At 48.3% G+C, this 17,798-nt stretch carries 15 protein-coding genes; 4 read left to right on the top strand and 11 right to left on the bottom strand.

Annotation, left to right across the window (positions count from 1 at the left end):
* Window positions 1-11 precede the first annotated feature (11 nt).
* Entirely contained in the window at window positions 12-374 is a 363-nt protein-coding gene (locus tag AWM72_RS06795; protein WP_067975236.1) for a hypothetical protein, read from the top strand.
* Window positions 375-610: 236 nt separating this feature from the next.
* Here the strand turns inward: AWM72_RS06795 and trmB are convergent, their stop codons facing one another.
* The 4 genes from trmB to AWM72_RS06775 all read right to left on the bottom strand — a co-directional run bounded on the left by trmB (window position 611) and on the right by AWM72_RS06775 (window position 4,551).
* Window positions 611-1,267 carry a tRNA (guanosine(46)-N7)-methyltransferase TrmB gene (gene trmB / locus AWM72_RS06790; RefSeq protein WP_067975233.1) on the bottom strand — a complete coding sequence of 219 codons (657 nt, stop codon included), beginning with the start codon at window positions 1,265-1,267 and terminating at the stop codon, window positions 611-613.
* Window positions 1,268-1,684: 417 nt separating this feature from the next.
* The gene (locus AWM72_RS06785; protein ID WP_067975230.1) at window positions 1,685-2,485 is read right to left on the bottom strand and encodes a phosphotransferase family protein; all 801 of its coding nucleotides are present in this window, start codon (window positions 2,483-2,485) and stop codon (window positions 1,685-1,687) included.
* Window positions 2,486-2,584: 99 nt separating this feature from the next.
* Window positions 2,585-3,820 carry an ABC transporter permease gene (locus tag AWM72_RS06780; protein ID WP_067975221.1) on the bottom strand — a complete coding sequence of 412 codons (1,236 nt, stop codon included), beginning with the start codon at window positions 3,818-3,820 and terminating at the stop codon, window positions 2,585-2,587.
* Window positions 3,821-3,822: 2 nt separating this feature from the next.
* Window positions 3,823-4,551, bottom strand: coding sequence for an ABC transporter ATP-binding protein (locus tag AWM72_RS06775; protein ID WP_067975216.1), 729 nt, complete (start codon window positions 4,549-4,551; stop codon window positions 3,823-3,825).
* A 189-nt stretch (window positions 4,552-4,740) separates the two neighbouring features.
* Here AWM72_RS06775 and AWM72_RS06770 point away from each other — a divergent pair, with 189 nt between their 5' ends.
* From AWM72_RS06770 to AWM72_RS06760, 3 genes are all read left to right on the top strand, one after another.
* Window positions 4,741-5,172 carry an HIT family protein gene (locus tag AWM72_RS06770; RefSeq protein ID WP_067975213.1) on the top strand — a complete coding sequence of 144 codons (432 nt, stop codon included), beginning with the start codon at window positions 4,741-4,743 and terminating at the stop codon, window positions 5,170-5,172.
* Window positions 5,173-5,179: 7 nt separating this feature from the next.
* On the top strand, window positions 5,180-5,554 hold the full coding sequence (locus AWM72_RS06765; RefSeq protein ID WP_067976598.1) for a YtxH domain-containing protein: 375 nt from the start codon (window positions 5,180-5,182) through the stop codon (window positions 5,552-5,554).
* 95 nt (window positions 5,555-5,649) lie between these two features.
* Window positions 5,650-6,612 (top strand): peptidylprolyl isomerase, encoded by a 963-nt coding sequence (locus tag AWM72_RS06760; protein ID WP_067975210.1) that lies wholly within the window; start codon window positions 5,650-5,652, stop codon window positions 6,610-6,612.
* Window positions 6,613-7,458: 846 nt separating this feature from the next.
* Here the strand turns inward: AWM72_RS06760 and AWM72_RS06755 are convergent.
* From AWM72_RS06755 to AWM72_RS06725, 7 genes are all read right to left on the bottom strand, one after another.
* Window positions 7,459-8,607 (bottom strand): 5-methyltetrahydropteroyltriglutamate--homocysteine S-methyltransferase, encoded by a 1,149-nt coding sequence (locus AWM72_RS06755; RefSeq protein ID WP_067975196.1) that lies wholly within the window; start codon window positions 8,605-8,607, stop codon window positions 7,459-7,461.
* A gap of 127 nt (window positions 8,608-8,734) precedes the next feature.
* Window positions 8,735-9,313 (bottom strand): LOG family protein, encoded by a 579-nt coding sequence (locus AWM72_RS06750; protein ID WP_067975193.1) that lies wholly within the window; start codon window positions 9,311-9,313, stop codon window positions 8,735-8,737.
* Window positions 9,314-9,647: 334 nt separating this feature from the next.
* Window positions 9,648-10,604 (bottom strand): 3'-5' exoribonuclease YhaM family protein, encoded by a 957-nt coding sequence (locus tag AWM72_RS06745; RefSeq protein ID WP_067975191.1) that lies wholly within the window; start codon window positions 10,602-10,604, stop codon window positions 9,648-9,650.
* A 32-nt stretch (window positions 10,605-10,636) separates the two neighbouring features.
* Complete coding sequence (locus AWM72_RS06740; protein WP_067975189.1) at window positions 10,637-13,399, bottom strand: ATP-binding protein; 2,763 nt, start codon at window positions 13,397-13,399, stop codon at window positions 10,637-10,639.
* Between the two features lie 13 nt (window positions 13,400-13,412).
* A complete protein-coding gene (locus tag AWM72_RS06735) occupies window positions 13,413-14,678 on the bottom strand; it encodes a metallophosphoesterase family protein (protein WP_067975186.1) in 1,266 nt (421 codons plus the stop codon).
* 531 nt (window positions 14,679-15,209) lie between these two features.
* Complete coding sequence (locus AWM72_RS06730) at window positions 15,210-15,578, bottom strand: YlbF family regulator (RefSeq protein WP_067975183.1); 369 nt, start codon at window positions 15,576-15,578, stop codon at window positions 15,210-15,212.
* 31 nt (window positions 15,579-15,609) lie between these two features.
* Window positions 15,610-17,751, bottom strand: a complete 2,142-nt coding sequence (locus AWM72_RS06725; protein ID WP_067975180.1) for a transglycosylase domain-containing protein — start codon at window positions 17,749-17,751, stop codon at window positions 15,610-15,612.
* Window positions 17,752-17,798 lie beyond the last annotated feature (47 nt).

The raw sequence follows: 17,798 nt of genomic DNA, 5'->3' as shown, positions 1-17,798 counted from the left end.
GAGTGTTTCTTTTGGTATTTGATTTAAAGGATAATTTAAAAAATAAGGCCTATGCCCTAGCTGGTACCCTATTCGTCTGTGGCGCTGTCATTGGGGCTGTCTCGACTGCCCTCTACATCGATAGCCGGGACAAGAATGAACGGGCCAAAGTAGACGGTCAGAGCGTGATTGAAGAAGTCAAGGCCCTCTTAGCTCAGGATGGCGAGATTGAAGGCTCTTGGATTGAGCTCCAACCCCTGAAGAAAGAGCGCTACGGCCAAGAACAAGTGCTTTACTTCGGTGGCGTCTCCCGCCAAGAAAAAGGCCACTTAGTCCAATACGAATTCATTGCAGACGCCCAAAGCGGTCAAATCATCGACCTCTACCAAGTCTAAAAACAAAAAGAAAAGAGCGTGACAAAAGTCCTTCAGACCTGAATCACTGGAACAAAGCCTGAAGATCGTTACAAACGATCATCAGACTTTGTGAAGTGGATGTCAGGCCTGACTTTTGGAACAGATTTAAAAAAAGTTCTTGGTTTAAAAAGAAGCAGGAATTTTTGTACTAGCCTCTTCCCGCATCAATAAAAAAGTTCGGCAGTTAAAACGCGCCGAACTTTTTTGTGTTTTATTTAACTTTCATGTTGAGGGTAGTAGGCCTCCAAACGGTAAATGGGCTGGCCCTTAGCCGCAAACTTCTCTTCATACTCCGTCATGATATTGCCCTCAAAATCACTGGCATGGAGATCTAACCAAACTTGGCGGAAGGCCATGCCATATTGGGACATACTGGCCAGGGAATATTCAAAAAGTCCCTGGTTATCGGTCTTAAAGTGGATCTCCCCTTCTGGCTTGAGAACTTCCTGGTATTGAGCTAAGAAATTAGGACTGGTCAACCGGCGCTTGGTGTGGCGGCGCTTAGGCCATGGATCCGAGAAATTCAAATAGATGCGGTCTAAGCTGTGGGCTTCAAAAAAGTTTGAAATCTCACGGCCATCTGACCGGATAAAGCGCAAGTTAGGCAAGTCTTGGTCTTCATCCAAGACCTTCTGCAGGGCCATGACAAGGACGTCCGAGTACATCTCAATCCCTACATAGTTAATCTCTGGATGGGCCTTGGCCATACCAATCAGGAATTGGCCCTTGCCCGTCCCCACTTCCACATGGAGGGGCTGGGCCTGGTCAAAGACCTGGTCCCACTTGCCCTGAGCCTGGTCCGGTTCTGGAATCACAATATTAGGGTAATCTTTAATCATATCGATTGCCCAAGGTTTATGTCTTACACGCATCATGCGCCTCCTTATTTCGCTTTCAATCCTTAGTCTACTTTCAAAATCTATCCAAGCAGGTCCAAAAGACTAGTCTTATAGCAAAAATAAAAGCGGGCCAAGCACTCTAAAAGAACCTGCCTGCTTCTATTAATTCCCTACTTTTAGTGTTGGTGACTAGTTATTAATTAAGGGATATTTTCTTTATCAGCTAATTTTGAGCAGTAGTGAAGCTTTGAATTTGATCGTTAGCCATGAACAAGCAAGCGATGTGAATTAGGGATAGTTGGCTTTAGCCTTACTAGCCCTTTGAAGCTCGCTAGGTGAGGGACCTTGGCCCGAACCGGTGCCATGGCTCTTTAACGATCAAATTCAAAAGCGGAACGAATGCTCTCGCCCATTTGATTTTGGCAAAGAATCCTTCTATTCTGTCTAAAGTTAATACTGGTCTTGGAAATACCGGTTATCGTAAATATGTCTCAGTTTCAAAATCGCTTCATTGACATCCACTTGCCGATCCTTGCGGTAGCTTTCCTTAATTAAGAGTAACAGATTAATTAAGGCAAACCACTCGATCCGCAGATAAGAACTTTCATCCACCTGGAGGCCATAGCGCTCCCACCAGCTCTCCCAGTCTTCACTCGGGATATATTGGACAAGAACCTGGGTCAAGTCCGAGATGGGATCCGCAATCCGAACCGATTCCCAGTCGACTAGGTAGAGGCGGTTCTGTTCAGACAGTAAAAAATTCTTACGGTTGAGGTCGCCGTGGCAAACCGTCTTAAGGGATTGCTTAATGAAGGGAGCCGTCTCTTCTAAATAAGCCAAGACCTCATTCAAGAGGCTATGGGAAGCCAAGTGGTCGTGGAGCTGGTCTTCATAGTCAGCGATAAAGTCACTGCATGCCCATTCCTGACCTCCAATCTTCACTAGCATCTTATAGAGATGGTCCGAATGTTGGTAGCGGTGGATGAGCTTGATAACCTGGCTTTGGTGCATCTCTTGTTCCGTCAGGGTGTGGCCGCGCAGCCATTCTTGGGCCGAGAAGGTATCTCCCGTACTGGTCCGTTTTGACCAGATCAAGCGCGGCGTAATTCCCTCCATGGAGAGAGCAGCAAGGAAAGGAGAAGAATTGCGTTTGAGGAAGACACGCTCCTGCTTATGGGTGCCCATGAAGGCCTGGCCCGTATCCCCGCCAATCGGATGCAAGGTCCACTCCTTATCAAACTGATATTCCAATGCTGTCCCCTCCCTTTTCTTTAAGATGATTTTCCTTTTCCAAACGGTGCAAAAGAAAAACTAAAGCATTCATTATTGTAGTCATTATTTTCCATATAGTCAATCATTTCGTTGGATCTTTTGGCTCTTTCTGCCGCGCCGACGTCCTGTCTTTTTCTTTTGGAGCCTAGCTGGTAAGTAGAAACGGATAAAAAGAAATTCTAAAAGGAGACCAGCTACTAGGTAGAAAGCAGCCAGAAGCCCAAAAGCTGCTAAGAAGAGAGCCAGATTCAAAGCGATCACTTGGAAAGTGTAAACTTGCCAGAGTAAGCTTTGGAAGGCCTGGTGACCCGCTTCTTCTGCTTCTGGGTAAATCTTCAACATGGTCTGCCCCTGCTTGAGGCTAGCCAGGGGTAAGAGTTGGAAGTGACTAGCATAATTTAAGAGGAGGAAGACGAGGAGGCTTAAAGGATGTTTGGGCAGGGTGAAGGCCAGTAAGAGGCTCAGGAGGGTCAAGCGCCGCCAGATAGGAAAGAGGTCCGTCGACCGCCAAAAACTGCGGCTATAGAGATAAGCATGGGCAGAAGGCGCCTTGGCCAAGGACAGGTTCAAGCCGTCGAGATAGGCCCGGCGCTTGGTCTGCTTCTTGCCTGCTTTTAAATCGACGAATAAAGACAGGAAGGCAGTCATGGCTTGCTTGCTCTGTCCTTCGCTCACGAGGAGATTCTGCCAATCCCAGCGGTCGCCCCAAGTCAAATGGCCGCCTTGCCAAAGACAGAAAAGAGTCGCCAAGCCCAAGGCCCAAACTGGATGGAAGGTAAAGGCCAAGAGATAGGTCAGGAGGGGGAATACCAAGCCTAGCCCATTTGCTTGCTTGCCTTGGTCCTGGAAGCCACGGATTGCCCTCATCAGACTTGCCGCCTTCAAAAGCACAAAGCTTGCACCGAGAGCTAAGACTTCCCAGCCTGTCCACTGCTGGCCCCATTTAAGATAAGGCCAAGCGACCAGGCAGAGCAGGGGAGCCAGTAAAGCTTGTTTAAGAAGCGATGACTTGAAGGCTTCTTTAAAATAAGACCGCCATTCTGTTTCTAGGGGGAGGAGGAATTGGATATCCGCCTCCTTCAGATAGGTCCTTACGCCCCCTGCCCAAGTCAGCAGGGTAAAGGCTAGGACCAGGATGCCATCTGCGACCAGGTCCCTGCCTTGGAGTTGGTGGACCCAGGTCGAATAATTGAGTGAAAGCGCCCCCACAAGAAACATCAGGGCAATAACAAAGTGGTCATTAAAGATATAGCGACTGTAGTGGAGAAAATCTTGAAGGGCTTTTTCTTGACGTTTTTTGAAGAGTTCTTTCAAATTTAACCCTCCCTTGCCAGTTGGATATAAAGCTCTTCCAGGCTAGCTTCATCTTGGCCAAAGACCTGGCGGATATCTTCCAAGCTCCCCTGGGCGCGCAAATAGCCCTCGTGGAGAAAGAGGAAGCGGTCGCAATACGTCTCCGCATTAGCGAGAACGTGGGTCGACATCAAGACCATGGCCCCCGCTGCCCGCTTGGCCTCCAGGATTTGGATAAAGTCATGGGTTGCTAAGGGATCCAAGCCCAGGAAGGGTTCATCAATAATATAGAGGTCAGCTTCAACCATCATGGCGCAGACAATCATCAGCTTCTGCCGCATTCCCTTAGAGAAGTGTTTGGGCATCCAATCAAGCTTCTCATCCAAGCGGAAGGTCTTCAACATGGGCATGGCTCGGTCTAGAATTTCCCCCTTGTCGATCTGGTAGGCGAGACCAATCATATTCAGGTGTTCACGCAGGGTCAGCTCATCATAAATCATCGGCATCTCCGGAATATAGGTAAAAGCCTGGCGGTAGGCCTGGTTATCTTCATCCAGGGTCTGGCCATTGAGGCGGATCTCCCCGGTCTGGGCTTTGAGTAGGCCGATAATATGCTTAATCAAGGTGGACTTGCCTGCTCCATTCAAGCCAATCAGTCCGATAATTTCCCCCGCTTGGATATCAAAACTTATGTCATGGATGACGGGCCGGTTGAGATAACCGCCTGTCAGCTTCTTGACGCTGAGACTCATTCTTGTCTTCCTCTCCTCTTTTTTCAATTTAAGTCTAGTTTATCAAAGTTTGCTAGCGAATTTAACTTTAAAGTTTAAAGTTTTAGCTAAGACAGGGACCTTGATAGTCCGCGCTTCAATTGTCCCCTTCCCTAGATTATGCTAAAATGAGCCTAGTATAAGAATTATCAATTGAAAGTGGTGGATCAAATGACTGATTGTATCTTTTGTAAGTTAGCCAATGGGGAAATCCCGACCAATATCGTCTATGAAGATGAAGTTGTGACTGCCTTCTTGGACACCAGCCAAGTAACGGAAGGTCATACCCTCATTGTGCCTAAGAAGCACCTTAAGGATATCTATGACTATGACATCAAGGATTCTGGCGCTATCTTCCGTCGTATTCCGATTGTTGTCCAAGCCCTTCAAGCTGCCTTGCCGGATATGCAGGGAGTTAATATCCTCAATAATAATGGAGAAGTCGCTTACCAAAGTGTCTTCCACTCCCATATCCATCTGATCCCTCGCTATAGCCGCGATGGCGATGATTTCAAAGTTGTCATGCCGGATAATGGCGACCAATATACGGACGAAGACCTCGCTAAACTCGCCCAACGTATCCACGAAAAGGTTGAGGTGTAGGATGGCCATGAGTTTTTTTAAAGGTTTATTGACCGGTGCTGTTTTGGGCGGTGTCACAGCCCTGCTCAAAAACCCTAATACTGGTGAAGAAAACCGACGCAAGTTACGCGCCTACAGCCAAGATATTACCGCAGCTTCCCGGAAACTGGAAGGCAGTCTAGCCGAAACCCAGATTGCCCTATCAGACCTAGCCAACCAAGGTTTGTCGACGGCTAAAGTCGCTCGTGATGACCTCAGTGAAGCCATTCGTGACTTCCAGACCTCTACCCTTCCCCATCGCAATGCCATCCAGGAGAAACTTGCCAAGATCAATGCGGACCTTGAACAGACCCAAATGAGCCTAGAAGACCTAGAAGAAAGACTCCAAGCTGATAAAGAGTAAATTTCTTTAAAGGATCCTAGAATACTGCTCAGCATGAGTCGACTTATGTTATATTTAAGCTACAAAAAAAAGAATTTTGATCAAGGAGTCATCGCATGAATTGGAATAAAAAATTAAGCTTAGGCGCCCTTACCTGCGCCGCAGTCCTCAGCCTCGCCGCTTGCTCCAGCCAGAATGAAGCAGGCCAGAATGTGATTGCCAAAGGTGAAGGCATCGAGGTAACGGAAGATGAATTAGTTAAAGAACTTAAGGCTTCAGCCGGCAATGCCGCTGTCCAACAATTGGTTTTCGGCGAAATCTTTGAAAATGAACTAGGCAAGGACCGGGTTAAAGAAATCGAAGATGAAGTGGACGCCGATACGGTCAAACTCGTGGCCCAGTATGGCGACGAGGACAAGTTCAAAGAAGTCGTTGCCGCTAATGGCTATAGCAGTGTGGATGAATACAAGAAAGCCCTCCGCTACTTCAAGCTATTAACAGAAACCATTTCTAAGAATATCAATGTTTCTGACGACGAAGTGAAGAAAGCCTATGAAAACTACGAAGCTCCTCGTAAGGTCTCCCACATCCTGGTCAAGGACGAAGACAAGGCTAAAGACCTGATTAAACAAATTAATGAGGGCGGCGACTTCGCCAAATTAGCAGAAGAGAATTCTGAAGACAAGGGCTCAGCCAAAGAAGGTGGTAGCCTGGGAGAAGTCACTAAGGGTATGATGGTTAAGGAATTCGAAGAGCCTGCTTTCAAGCTCAAAGCCGGTGAAATGACTCAAGAACCTGTCAAAAGTCAATACGGCTGGCACATTATCAAGGTAGACGAGGTTGGCAACAAGGGATCTTTCGACGAAGAGAAGGAGAAACTTGAAAAACAACTCCGTAAAGAAAAGATGGATGACCCTAAACAAGTCCAACAAGTGCTCAAAGACGTCTTAGACAAATACCAAGTTAAAATTACTGACAAGGACTTCAAGAATGCGCTAGACACCTTCCAAACTTCCAATGACCAAGAAGCCGCTAAAAAACAGGCTGAAGCTGAAGAAGCTAGCGAAGAAAGCAAGTAGTTCTCTATACAAAAAATATAATCTATTTAAAAGCCAGGAAAACAAGCTCATCGGGCTAGTTTTCCTGGCTTTTTTGTTTGGAATGATGACCTTGCACTTTCTAATGAGAGGGTCTCAGCGCATAATGCCTTGGCAAGTCGCTAACAGCGCCAGTATTAGCGACTAGGGTATTGGCAACTTGCTAATGATGGTCCTGTTTGCGACTAGAACATCAGCAACTTGCAAATGATGGATCCGTTTGCGAGTTGACCAGTGTCAACTTTTGAATGATGGCCCCGTTTGCAACTAGGACAAGGGCAACTTGCTAATGGCAGCTCCGTTCGCGAGTAGAAGATCAGGAAGTCTCAAACGATCCCTCTATTCACAACTTGCTCATTTAAATTACCCTTTTTTTAAGAATGAAAACAATCTAGCCCGGCTGAACTGCGCCGAGCTAGATTGTTCGTCAATTGTTTATGTATTCTGAGCTCTTGCTCTCACCCTTCCTAGTCGGGTTCGGTCGCGCAGAAGTGGCTCCTCTTCACAAAGCGCCGCCGAAGACTTTTAGTCTTCTCTGTTGCTTTGCTCCAGAGGTCCACTCCTACACGCGCTCCCTCACACCCTGTCTAGTCGGGTTCGATCTGGCAGCTTTCCTGTCACTTCACAAGTCTCCGCAGCAGTCTCAAGCTGCTCTGGCGACTTGCTCCAGTGAAGGAAAGCTAAGCGCCAGCCCTCACATCCTTTTCTAGTCGGGTTCGCAGTTGCAGACTTGAAGTGACTTCACCCAATCGGAACGATCGGCTAGAGCCGCTCTTTTCCGTTTGGGCTCCAGTCATTCAAGTCTGTACGCAACTGCTCACACCCTTTTTATCCCCAGACTTCTTCTGCGATGGAGCGGACGAGGGCTAGTTTTTCCCATTGTTGGTCTTCTGTTAGGCTGTTGCCTTCTTCAGTTGAGGAGAAGCCGCATTGGGGGCTGAGGCAGAGGTTGTCTAATGGAATATATTTGGCTGCTTCGTGGATGCGTTTGATGACCGCTTCCCGGTCTTCTAATTCCCCTGTCTTCGAGGTGATTAGGCCGAGGACGACTAAGCGGTCATCGCCCACCTTAGCTAGGGGTTCAAAGCCACCAGCGCGGTCTGAGTCGTATTCCAGGTAATAGGCTTGGGCGTGTTCCTTAGCGAATAGTTCGTCTGCTACGGAGTCATAGCCACCTTGGCCAAACCAGTGTGACCGGTAGTTGCCCCGGCAAACGTGGCTAGTGATGGTTAGGCCTTCAGGTGCCCCGTCGATTGCCAGGTTATTGACATAGCGGTAGAGGCCTGCTAAGTAGGCTTTTTCATCAGCCTTAGCCTGACGTTCGTCTTCTGGATAGTCTTCGAGGTGGATGTCCACCAAACGTCCCCAGGTACAGTCATCGAACTGGATCACTTTAGCGCCTTCAGCTGCGAAATCTTCTAGGACATCGATATAAGCCTTAGCGATGGCTTGGGCTAATTCGCGGTGTTCATCTTCTCCATAGAAAGCTTGGGTAGTCTCTTGGTTGTGTGGTTTGAGTAACTCTTGTAACAATTGAGCAGGTGCTGGAACTGTTTGCTTCACTTCACGGTCGGCCGACTTATGGTCGCGGACGAATTTAAAATCTTCCACAAAAGGATGCTTATGACCATCTAATTCACGGCTTGTTAAGGAAGCAGTTTCTGCCCGAGTCTTCATATCGTGGAACTGGCCACCTTCATCGATGAAGCGCTTTTCAATCCCATTTAAGCCCCACATGAAGTCGTAGTGCCACCAGCTGCGACGGAATTCACCGTCGGAAACAGCTTGTAAGCCTGCTTCTTCTTGTTTTTGAATCAATTTGATAATTTCTTCATCTTCAACCTGGCGTAAAGCCTGGGCATCAATTTCGCCTGCTTCATAAGCCTTGCGTGCTTCTTTTAATCGAGCTGGGCGTAAAAAGCTTCCCACTGTGTCAAAGCGATAGGGTTGTTGTTGACGTTTTGTAAATTCTCCCATTTTAAATCCTCCATTTTTTGTTCGTTAGAACCGATCAATTGGTTCGATATAAATTCTAGTATACGGCTAATTTGACCGATTTAAAAGCTATCACTCGATACAGCTTATAGAACAAGTATGTTCGCTTTTATTGATCACTTAAACGGTCATAGCTCTTTACTTGTCGAACTTGGTAGTGGGTCAGGATATCGTCGAGCTCAGACAGGTCAGAAATAAAATTAATCCGCTCATAGTCCTCCTGGGCTAGAAATCCTGCCTGACACATATTCATGAAAAGCTCCTGCATGGGCCGGTAGTAATCAGCCACATTGATAAAGACGCAGGGCCGGTCTGATTGGCCTAAACGTGCCAGAGAGATGGCTTCCGAAATTTCTTCCAGGGTTCCTGGTCCGCCGGGGAGGGCCAGGCAAGCGTCAGATAGGTCAAGCATCCGCGTCTTGCGTTCGGCCATGGTGTCCACAATTTCTAGGTGCGTGAGACCTTGGTGGGCAATTTCATGGTCTTTAAGAAAGGCTGGCATCACACCGTAGACCTCTCCTCCCTGGGCCAGGACCTCATCTGCTAGGATCCCCATGAGCCCTGTCCGGCCGCCACCATAAACTAGGCGGTGGCCAGATTGAGCGATCCATTGCCCCAGTTCACGTGCAGCCTCTGCATAAACAGGATCCTTACCAGGATTGGCCCCACAATAAACAAGTATATCCATTGATTATCACTTCTTTCTCTTAGAAGAAAAACAGACCCAGCACCCCTTCAGCAGGGACTTAACTGGGTCCTCTTTTCTGTTTATTTGCTTTAATTTATTAAAATCGCTGACCGATGTCAATAAAATATACTGATGAACATGTTTATGAGCAGAAGTGGAGCTTTGAATTTGAACGTTAGCCATGAACAAGCAAGCGATGTGAATTACGGATAGTCGGCGTAAGCCGTTACTAGCCGTTTGAAGCTCGCTAGGTGAGAGACCTTGGCTCGAGCCGGTGCCATGGCTCTTCAGCGATCAAATTCAAAAGCGGAACGAATGCTCATCAACACATTGCTTAGTCTTGGTCTAACTTAGGCCGGTAGAAGGGCCGGCCGTCCATCCCCGGAATATAGGCCGAGAATTCACCAGGAGCGGTCTTCTCCAGAGCGGCGCTCACCATATACATGGAAGCATCCAAGTCATCAATGCGGTGGAGGACTTCCGCTTCTAAGACATGGGGCGTCACAGGACTCCCGTACTCCTTCTTACCGTGGTGGGCGAGGACCATATGCTTCAAGAGCATGAGTTCTTCGCTAGTTTGGTCTAAGCCCAATGCCTGGATGGCCAGGCTTACTTTCTCTGCCACTAAAGAGATGTGGCCTAAGAGATTGCCTTGGACCGTATAATTACCGCTGAGCGGATCGGAGAGCTCGCTCGTTTTGGCGATATCGTGGAGGATAACGCCGGCATAGAGAAGGTCCGCATTGAGGATAGGATAGAGCTGCTGGATGGCCTTGGCCAGAGCCAACATAGAAACCGTATGATAGGCCAAGCCCCCGACAAAGGCGTGGTGGTGCTTCTTCGCTGCTGGATAATAGTAAAAGTCATCCCCTACCTCATCGAGGATATAGCGAACCACTTGTTGGATTTCTGACAGCTGGAAGTCAGCCAGCGTGTCTTCGATTTCTTTTTGCATCTCTTCCTTAGTCATGGGGCCTTCTGGCATATAGAGCAAGGGGTCATTGGGTTCATGCTGGTCGGCCAGGCGCATCTGTTCAATCCGAAATTGCGGTTGACCATTGAAGAGCTCCCGGCGGCCGTAGAGGTAGACCACCCGTCCAACTTGGAACTTTTCTGCGTCGGCGTCCGTCATCCCCCAGAGCTTGCCGTCTAGGATGCCTGACCGGTCCTGGAAGGTCAAAGCAAGGTAGTCCTTGCCATTCCGGTCTTGGCGAATATCAGCATTTTTAATCAGGGCAAAGCTTTTAAAGTTGGTATCCATCGCAGCGTCAAAGAGTCTTGTCGTTTCCATTCTCCCATCCTTTCACAACTGGGTCTTCGTAGTTAAATCCGGGTAACTTCCTTGCTGGCACGGTTGAGGGCTGCACTCTCATCGATGGTTAACAGGATGATTTGTTGGTCCTGGCTCCGTTCATCGAGGAAGCGGTAAATGTTTTGCCGGTAGTAGTCATCAATATGGGCAAAGGCTTCATCGATTAGAATCGGCATATTCAACTGGCCAAGCTGGGCATTCAAGAAGGCGAAGCGCATAGCCACAAAGAGTAAGGCCTTCTCTCCGCGTGAGAGTTGGTCCACAGCAAGCCAGAGATTATCTTCGCTAAGGACTTCCACCGTTTCATTCTGATAGCGCAGTTTCTCCAATTCCCCATTGGACAGGTCATAGAGATAGCGGTTAGCATGGCCTAAGACACGTTCTAAGGCCTCGCCTTCCTCACCAACACTGGCCTGTTCGAAGGTAGCCACAGCCATCTTATTAGCTGCCCATTCAACGGCTGAATCATAGGCTTGGTCGACATCACTGGCATGGTCGGCTTGAAGCTTGCTGACTAGACCACTAGCTTCGAGTTCACGAATCTGCATTTCCAACTGGGCATTGCGTTGGACCAAGTCTTGGATGCGCTGGGTCAATTGCCCCAGGGTATGGACATTATCCTCTAATTGTTGGTCGATGGTCTCATCCTTGTCATGCAGCTGAGCAGCTTGGGGATTGAGCGAGTGGTTGAGGAGGTCGAAACGTTCCTTCTTCGCCAACATTTCCGCTTCCTTAGCCAGCACATCTTCCACCTCATCCGCTGATTCGAAGCCATAGCGGTCCAAGAAGTCTTGGCGGGCCCGACGCAGGCTTTGGATGCTTTGGTGGAGTTCTTGTTTCTGGTTCTTCTCAGCTTGGTAGGTCTGAGCCGTAAAAGCATGGTCCATTTCCAACTGACGCAGGCTATGGTAGTCATCCTCAAAGGCTTGGAAGACGGAATCCTGGGACAGCGGATTGTTAGAAATCGCCTGGGCATAATCTTGCCATTCCTGGTCATGAGCCGCTGCATACTGGGCCGCTCCTGTCGCCTGGATTAATTGGTTGCTTTCGGCTTCCAGGGCATTGATTTGAGCCACGTAGTCATGGTCCAACCAGATCAGGGGCTGGATATATTCGGAACCTCCCTTTTCTTGAACGAGGGCTTGGAGTTCCGCCATAAAGTTCTGTGATTCATTTTCTAATTCCGCTAACTGGTCATTTTGGATATCGATCCGGCGTTGGATTTCCGCCTGCTCGCTTTCAATATCGCGCAAGTCCAGGTCGAAAGCCTGGGATTCTTTCTTTACCGAACGCTTGCCCAGACCGCTCTGTAAGAAACCAATAATAGTAAAGAGCGCTCCCAAGGCACCTGCTGCAAGGCCTGACCCCATCATGAAGGGTTTATCGGTTACAAAGTAGAGGATAGCGAGGATCAGAGCAAGAACAATTAGAATTAAGCCAAAAGTCTTCAACCATGAACTGGTCCGTTCTTTGATGGTCCCCTTGAAGCTATTGTACTCCGATTGGACTTCATCGTACTCATCGTGGAGGTCCTGGTTTTCGGCCATGAGGTCCTGGAGGTCATGCTTGGTATTCTCATAGAAAATCCGGCGATTATCCAATTCCTGGCGGCGATTTTGCCATTCCTGGCGCTCACTTGCCGTTAACTCTTCGGGTAATTCATCAATGGATTCAGCACCCAGGGCAGCCAAGAGCCGGTGCTCTTCATAGCGCTTCTGGATGAGCTGTTCCTTGAGCGCCTCATCACTGTTCAACTGTTCCCGGTAAGCCCGGGCTTCAGCTAACATCTGGTCAGAAACATGGTCATGGTTCAGTACCCACTCTTGACCAATCGTCAGCAAGCTATCTTGGCTTGGCTCTTCTTCCGCCTGGTCTTCATCGAGAACCAGGAAACCATCCGTTTGGTCCATCTGGTCTTCATAGCGGGCCAGGTCTTGGTTCAAGTCATGCCAAGTCTCGGCTGCTCCTTCTGGGAAATTGTGGAAATCATAGCCGGCCAATTCAAAGCCTAAAGCATTTTTCTCTTCCACCGAACCGGTCTCTTGCGAAGCGATCTGCAATTTAACCTGTTCATCTTGGGCCTGGGATTCTTGCTGGCGCAGGCCTTCGAGCTCGGCTTGGTTGGCTTGGAGCTCTTCTTCTAAGGCAAAATAATTCTGCTCATTAGCTGCGGCTTGGTCCAGGCGTTGGCTGCTCGCAGCGACTTGGTTGAGTTCTTGGTTCAGCTGAGGCTTTTGACCATTAGGCAGGTAGAGGTCAGCGGCTTGGGCTTCCAATTCTGGTGTAATGCCGTTGAGGACTTGGCGGCCACTAACCCCCAAGCTGACCAAACTCTTAGCGAACTGGTCTTCATCCTCCCAGACAAAGGCTATCAAGTCTTCCTCATCAAAACCAAAGTAGGTTAGGTAGTCTTCCTTGGATAGGCCTTCAAAGAGTTCATCGAAAGAAGAGACCTCCTCACGGGGATTGTCATTCACCGTCATAAATAATTGCTGGCGGCCTTGTTGCTTAATCCGTTCAATCATCACCTGGCCGTAGATGGTGTCCGTCAAATAGAGACGTCCCCCGTAGTTCACATTGGGGTTAACATCATAATTGCGGCTGTGCTTGCGCCGCATATTCGGAAAGCCAAACATAATCGACAAAATAAAGCTCATCAAGGTCGACTTACCCGAGCCATTCCCACCAATAAAAACATTCAAATTTGGTTCTAGGTAGAAGGTCTGGTCGACCCACTTCCCGTAACCAAAAATTTCAATCTTTTGAATTTTCATTTTTTACCCTCACTTAATTTTCTTTTTGTTCCACCGCTTGGCGAACGATAATCTTTTCGACAGCTCGGTTGAGTACATCCGCCTTGAAGGTCTCCCCATCAATCTGGGGCAGCATATAGCGTTGCCAGAGCTGGTTTTGCATCAGGGGCTGGATTAATTGTTCCCATTCGCCCTCTGCTTGCAAGCGATGGAAGCTCTGCTGGAGCGCATCCTGGAAAGCCTTGGAATAGGACCAAGAGCTCCGTTCATCAATGACAAGCTTCAGGTCTGCCAGGTAGATCTCTTGGTCGCGGTACTGGTCCTGGTTACTCAAGCTCCACTGCAATTGGTCGCGCAATTCTTCAGCATAGCGGTCCCACCAGTAGAGACTCTCCTCATCACCATCTGTACGGAAGGCTAAGCGGATCACCAGATTCACCGCCTCATTCTTCGCATACATGACTTCTTCATGGAGGGCACGCTCCACCACATTGCGCAAGTCTTCAATATTTTCAAGTTTTGGCAGGTCTCTTAAGGGCGCGCTGAACTGCCAATCGGTGGTTTCGACAAATTCAAGTTCCGCCTCCTGGTACTTCTGCAAGCTAACCAAGTAGACCCCCTTAGGTCCGCTCTCCTTGAAGCTAGAACCTTGGATGTTCCCTGGATAAACCACCGGTGGATGGTCGGCTAAGATTTGCCGTTTATGGATATGCCCGAGCGCCCAATAATCATAGCCCAGGGCCGTTAAGTCAGAGACATTGAAGGGCGCATAGTGGTGCTTGCCTTCATGGCGCTGGTTTTCCCCATGGATGACCCCGATTTGAAAATCAATACCCGCTTGGCGTTTGGGAAAGTCTTGGACCATATCCCGCTCAATCCAAGCTTGTCCGTAAGAAAAACCGGTCAGCATCACGTGCTCGCTTGACTTAGCCTGGAAGTGGTAAGAATCAACATGGTCGGGGAAGATATAGACATTATCTGGCATAGCCAAACGATGGGCGTCCCCTTGAACATAATCGTGGTTACCGTGGCACACAATGGCTGGGATTCCCGCTTCAGCCAAACGTTCCATTCCCTGGCGGAAGGTGAATTGGGCTTGGAGGGAAGCTGGTTCATTGTGGTAAATATCCCCGCTCACCACCACAAAATCAACGGTCTCATTTATCGCTGTTTCAATAATATTATTGAAACTAGCTGTGGTGGCCTGGCGGAGTTTCTCATATAAGCTGGGATTGGTCTTCGATATTTTCTTAAAAGGCTGGTCTAAGTGCAAGTCAGCCGCATGTATAAATCGTATCATTGTATTTAATTCTCCTAATGGCTTGAACTGGGAATAGTTATTTTTACATTCTTAGATCTTTTTCTAGCTTGGGCAAAGTCGCCACTAGCCTACTACTCCTACCTTACAAGTTTACCATATCAAAAGCCCCGCTTACAATCATTCCGAACAAACTTTCGCGCCCAACTAAGCCAGAAGCAAAGGCCCAGCCAGCTGATCTCAGACAAAAAAATGCCCCCACAAGCTCCTGCCGAGCTATGGGGACACTTTCTAATTCTCTACTTCTAATATTGATGATTAGAAATTAACTAAGACATAATTTATATATCAGCTAATTTTGAGCAAAAGTGGAGCTTTGAATTTGATCGTTAGCCATGAACAAGCAAGCGTAGCGAATTACGGAACCTAGGCTTTAGCCGTACGGTCCGTTTAAGTCTCGCTAGGCGAGAGACCTTGGCTCGAGCCGGTGCCATGGCTCTTTAACGATCAAATTCAAAAGCGCAACGGATGCTCACCAGCACGATTTAATAAGAAAAATATTTGCCTTAATTCTTAGGCTTGGTCGCCTTTTTGTTCATTGGCTTTTTGGTAGACTTCATAGATTGGTTCAGTAACCACCTTGTTAATTTCTTCCACCAATTGGTTCAATTGCTTCTCAGCTTGTAAAAGCTTGCTGATGGTTTCATTCGCAGCCATTTCTTTCTCCAAGTCTTGGGCTTCTTTGATTTCTTCTTGGCTGATTTCATTGCCTAACTGCATCTTCGTTTGAACATCCACTTGGAGTTGGCGGAATTTATTATAGAGGGCAAAGGCTTCCTCGTCTTTGACAACTGCCTCCATGGCATTCTTTAAGCCTTGGTAGTCCTCGTGGTCACGGATTTCCCGTTCTAATTGGTTAATGGTGTCATAAATATTGGCCATTCCATTTCCTCCTTTACTTGTCTTCATTGGCTTAATATATCACGTTCAGCCAGTTTTGAAAAGTGATTTGGCCGGAAAATGAAGAAATCAGGTCGCGGGCCCCTTCCATCAAGCGGTCTAAGAGGCTCGAGGCATTGTCTTCAATCGTGGCCTGGTTGTTGCTGGTCTCTTCCCCATCATTGGACGCAATCCCGTTCACTTCATTATAGTAACGGGTCGAAGCGGCTTCCAGGTTGAAAGGCGTGTTGGGACTGTTGGCCAGGAGTTCCGCCATAATATTTTGGAAGGTGTTCCCTGATTGGACAGGCGAACTATTCCAGAGATAGTTTTCTGAGCTGGTTTGGTCAAAACCATACCAGCTAGCAACCACCATGTCTGGCGTATAAGCCACGTACCATTCATCATTGACCCCGTCGCCGGCCCCGCTATTGCCAGCCTGGCTGAGTTCAACTGTTCCGGTCTTACCCGCCAGTTCATAGCCTGCTGGTTCAACGGCCGCCCCGGTGCCGCCATCATTATAAACATCGAGCATCATTCGGGTCATTTCCTTGGCATCAGCCTCAGAGAGGGCTTGGTTCTGTTTGGCTTTCTGTTCTTCGACAATGATATTACCCGAGCTGTCCACAATTTTTTGGATGAAGACGCCTTCTGAGCGTTTGCCCTTATTGACAAAGGCCGTATAGGCGCTAGCCATTTCCATGGGCGAGGCCCCCTTAGACAAGCCACCTAAGGCAGAAGATAGGGTCTTATCGCCATCGCTATAAGGAATGCCGAAGTCATCCAACTTGGCCATAGCGGTATTGACACCGATCTTATTCATCAGCCAAACCGCCGAGGTGTTCTTACTCTTAGCTAAAGCCTGCCAGAGGAGAATTTCACCCTGGCTCTGCTTGTCGTGGTTCTCAGGCTTGTACTTGTCTGTCCCGTACTCTTGGACTTCATCTGGAATCACATCATTGGCTTCAAAGCCATTCTCTAAGGCTGGGGCATAGACGTTCAAGGGTTTCAAGGTAGAGCCTGGTTGGCGCTTCATCTGGGTAGCTCGGTTGAAGCCCCTAAAGGAGTGACCCCCAGTGCCACCAACTGTCGCCAGGACACCCCCACTATAAGGGTCCATAACAACCGTTGCCGATTGGGCAGTATTCCCCGCTGGTGAGACAGGGAAGAGATTGCTCTGGTCATAGATACCTTGGAGGCCTTCTTGGTAGTTGGGATCCAAGTTGGTATAGATCCGGTAGCCCCCCTTCATCAAGTCATCCTCACTGAGCCCGTGCTTATTAATGGCTTCTTCAATCACCGCATCGAAGTAGTAAGGGTACTTATACTGGTCGCTACCTACATCATTATTCTGCTGGGGCATGTCCGAAGCCATGGCAACTTGGGCATCGTCTTGAGAAATGAAGCCATTGTCAGCCATCAGTTGAAGAACCGTGTTACGCCGGTTGAGGGCTTCATCATAATTATCAACCGGGTTATAGATACTCGGCCCCTTCAAGGCCCCCGCTAGGACTGCCGCATTGGCTAAGTCCAAGTTAGCAGCTGAGGTCCCAAAGTATTTCTGACTGGCATCTTCCACCCCATAAACCCCGTTCCCGAAATAAGAATGGTTCAAATACATTTCCAGAATCTTATCCTTGGGGTAGGTCTTTTCGATTTCAAGGGCAATAAAGAGCTCCTTAAACTTCCGCATCAGGCTCTGCTCATTGGTCAGGAAGGAGTTCTTCACTAATTGCTGGGTCAAGGTCGACCCTCCACCGACAACCGAACCGCCGTGAAGGACATAGCCGACCGCTGCCCGAGCAATCCCGATGGGGTCGAAGCCCCGGTGCTTATAGAAACGCTTGTCTTCCGTTGAAACTACCGCGTTTTTAACATTATCTGAAATCTGATCGATGGTTACATAGGTCCCGTGGTCTGACGACAGGGTCCCCGCTAGGTTGCCTGAATTATCATAAACCTCTGTCGTGACCTGGAGTTGTTTTTCCAGATTATCAACATCGGTCATCTTGGCACTAACTAATAAATAACTTTCAAAAATCAAGGCAAAAAATAAGCCAATAAAGATAAGCCATTTGGTCAGGCGGAATTTTTTCCAATAGGCTTTAAACTTCTCCTTAAAGCCCTGGCGCTCTTCCCCCTTTACTGGTTTTGCTTGGCCTTTATCACCGCGCATAAATAATCTCCTACTCTCTCTTCTATTGAACTAAGGCGGATTAAACC

Origin of the sequence: Aerococcus sanguinicola (genome assembly GCF_001543145.1) — a bacterium.
GTDB classification, from domain to species: domain Bacteria; phylum Bacillota; class Bacilli; order Lactobacillales; family Aerococcaceae; genus Aerococcus; species Aerococcus sanguinicola.
Note: the sequence above shows the minus strand (reverse complement) of the source record. Positions and strands in the feature narration are given on the sequence as shown.

Coding starts and splice junctions, on each gene's coding strand:
- trmB (WP_067975233.1), bottom strand. CDS start 1,267: ATGCGTGTAAGACATAAACCTTGGGCAATCGATATGATTAAAGATTAC.
- AWM72_RS06775 (WP_067975216.1), bottom strand. CDS start 4,551: ATGAGTCTCAGCGTCAAGAAGCTGACAGGCGGTTATCTCAACCGGCCC.
- AWM72_RS06770 (WP_067975213.1), top strand. CDS start 4,741: ATGACTGATTGTATCTTTTGTAAGTTAGCCAATGGGGAAATCCCGACC.
- AWM72_RS06765 (WP_067976598.1), top strand. CDS start 5,180: ATGAGTTTTTTTAAAGGTTTATTGACCGGTGCTGTTTTGGGCGGTGTC.
- AWM72_RS06760 (WP_067975210.1), top strand. CDS start 5,650: ATGAATTGGAATAAAAAATTAAGCTTAGGCGCCCTTACCTGCGCCGCA.
- AWM72_RS06755 (WP_067975196.1), bottom strand. CDS start 8,607: ATGGGAGAATTTACAAAACGTCAACAACAACCCTATCGCTTTGACACA.
- AWM72_RS06750 (WP_067975193.1), bottom strand. CDS start 9,313: ATGGATATACTTGTTTATTGTGGGGCCAATCCTGGTAAGGATCCTGTT.
- AWM72_RS06745 (WP_067975191.1), bottom strand. CDS start 10,604: ATGGAAACGACAAGACTCTTTGACGCTGCGATGGATACCAACTTTAAA.
- AWM72_RS06740 (WP_067975189.1), bottom strand. CDS start 13,399: ATGAAAATTCAAAAGATTGAAATTTTTGGTTACGGGAAGTGGGTCGAC.
- AWM72_RS06735 (WP_067975186.1), bottom strand. CDS start 14,678: ATGATACGATTTATACATGCGGCTGACTTGCACTTAGACCAGCCTTTT.
- AWM72_RS06730 (WP_067975183.1), bottom strand. CDS start 15,578: ATGGCCAATATTTATGACACCATTAACCAATTAGAACGGGAAATCCGT.
- AWM72_RS06725 (WP_067975180.1), bottom strand. CDS start 17,751: ATGCGCGGTGATAAAGGCCAAGCAAAACCAGTAAAGGGGGAAGAGCGC.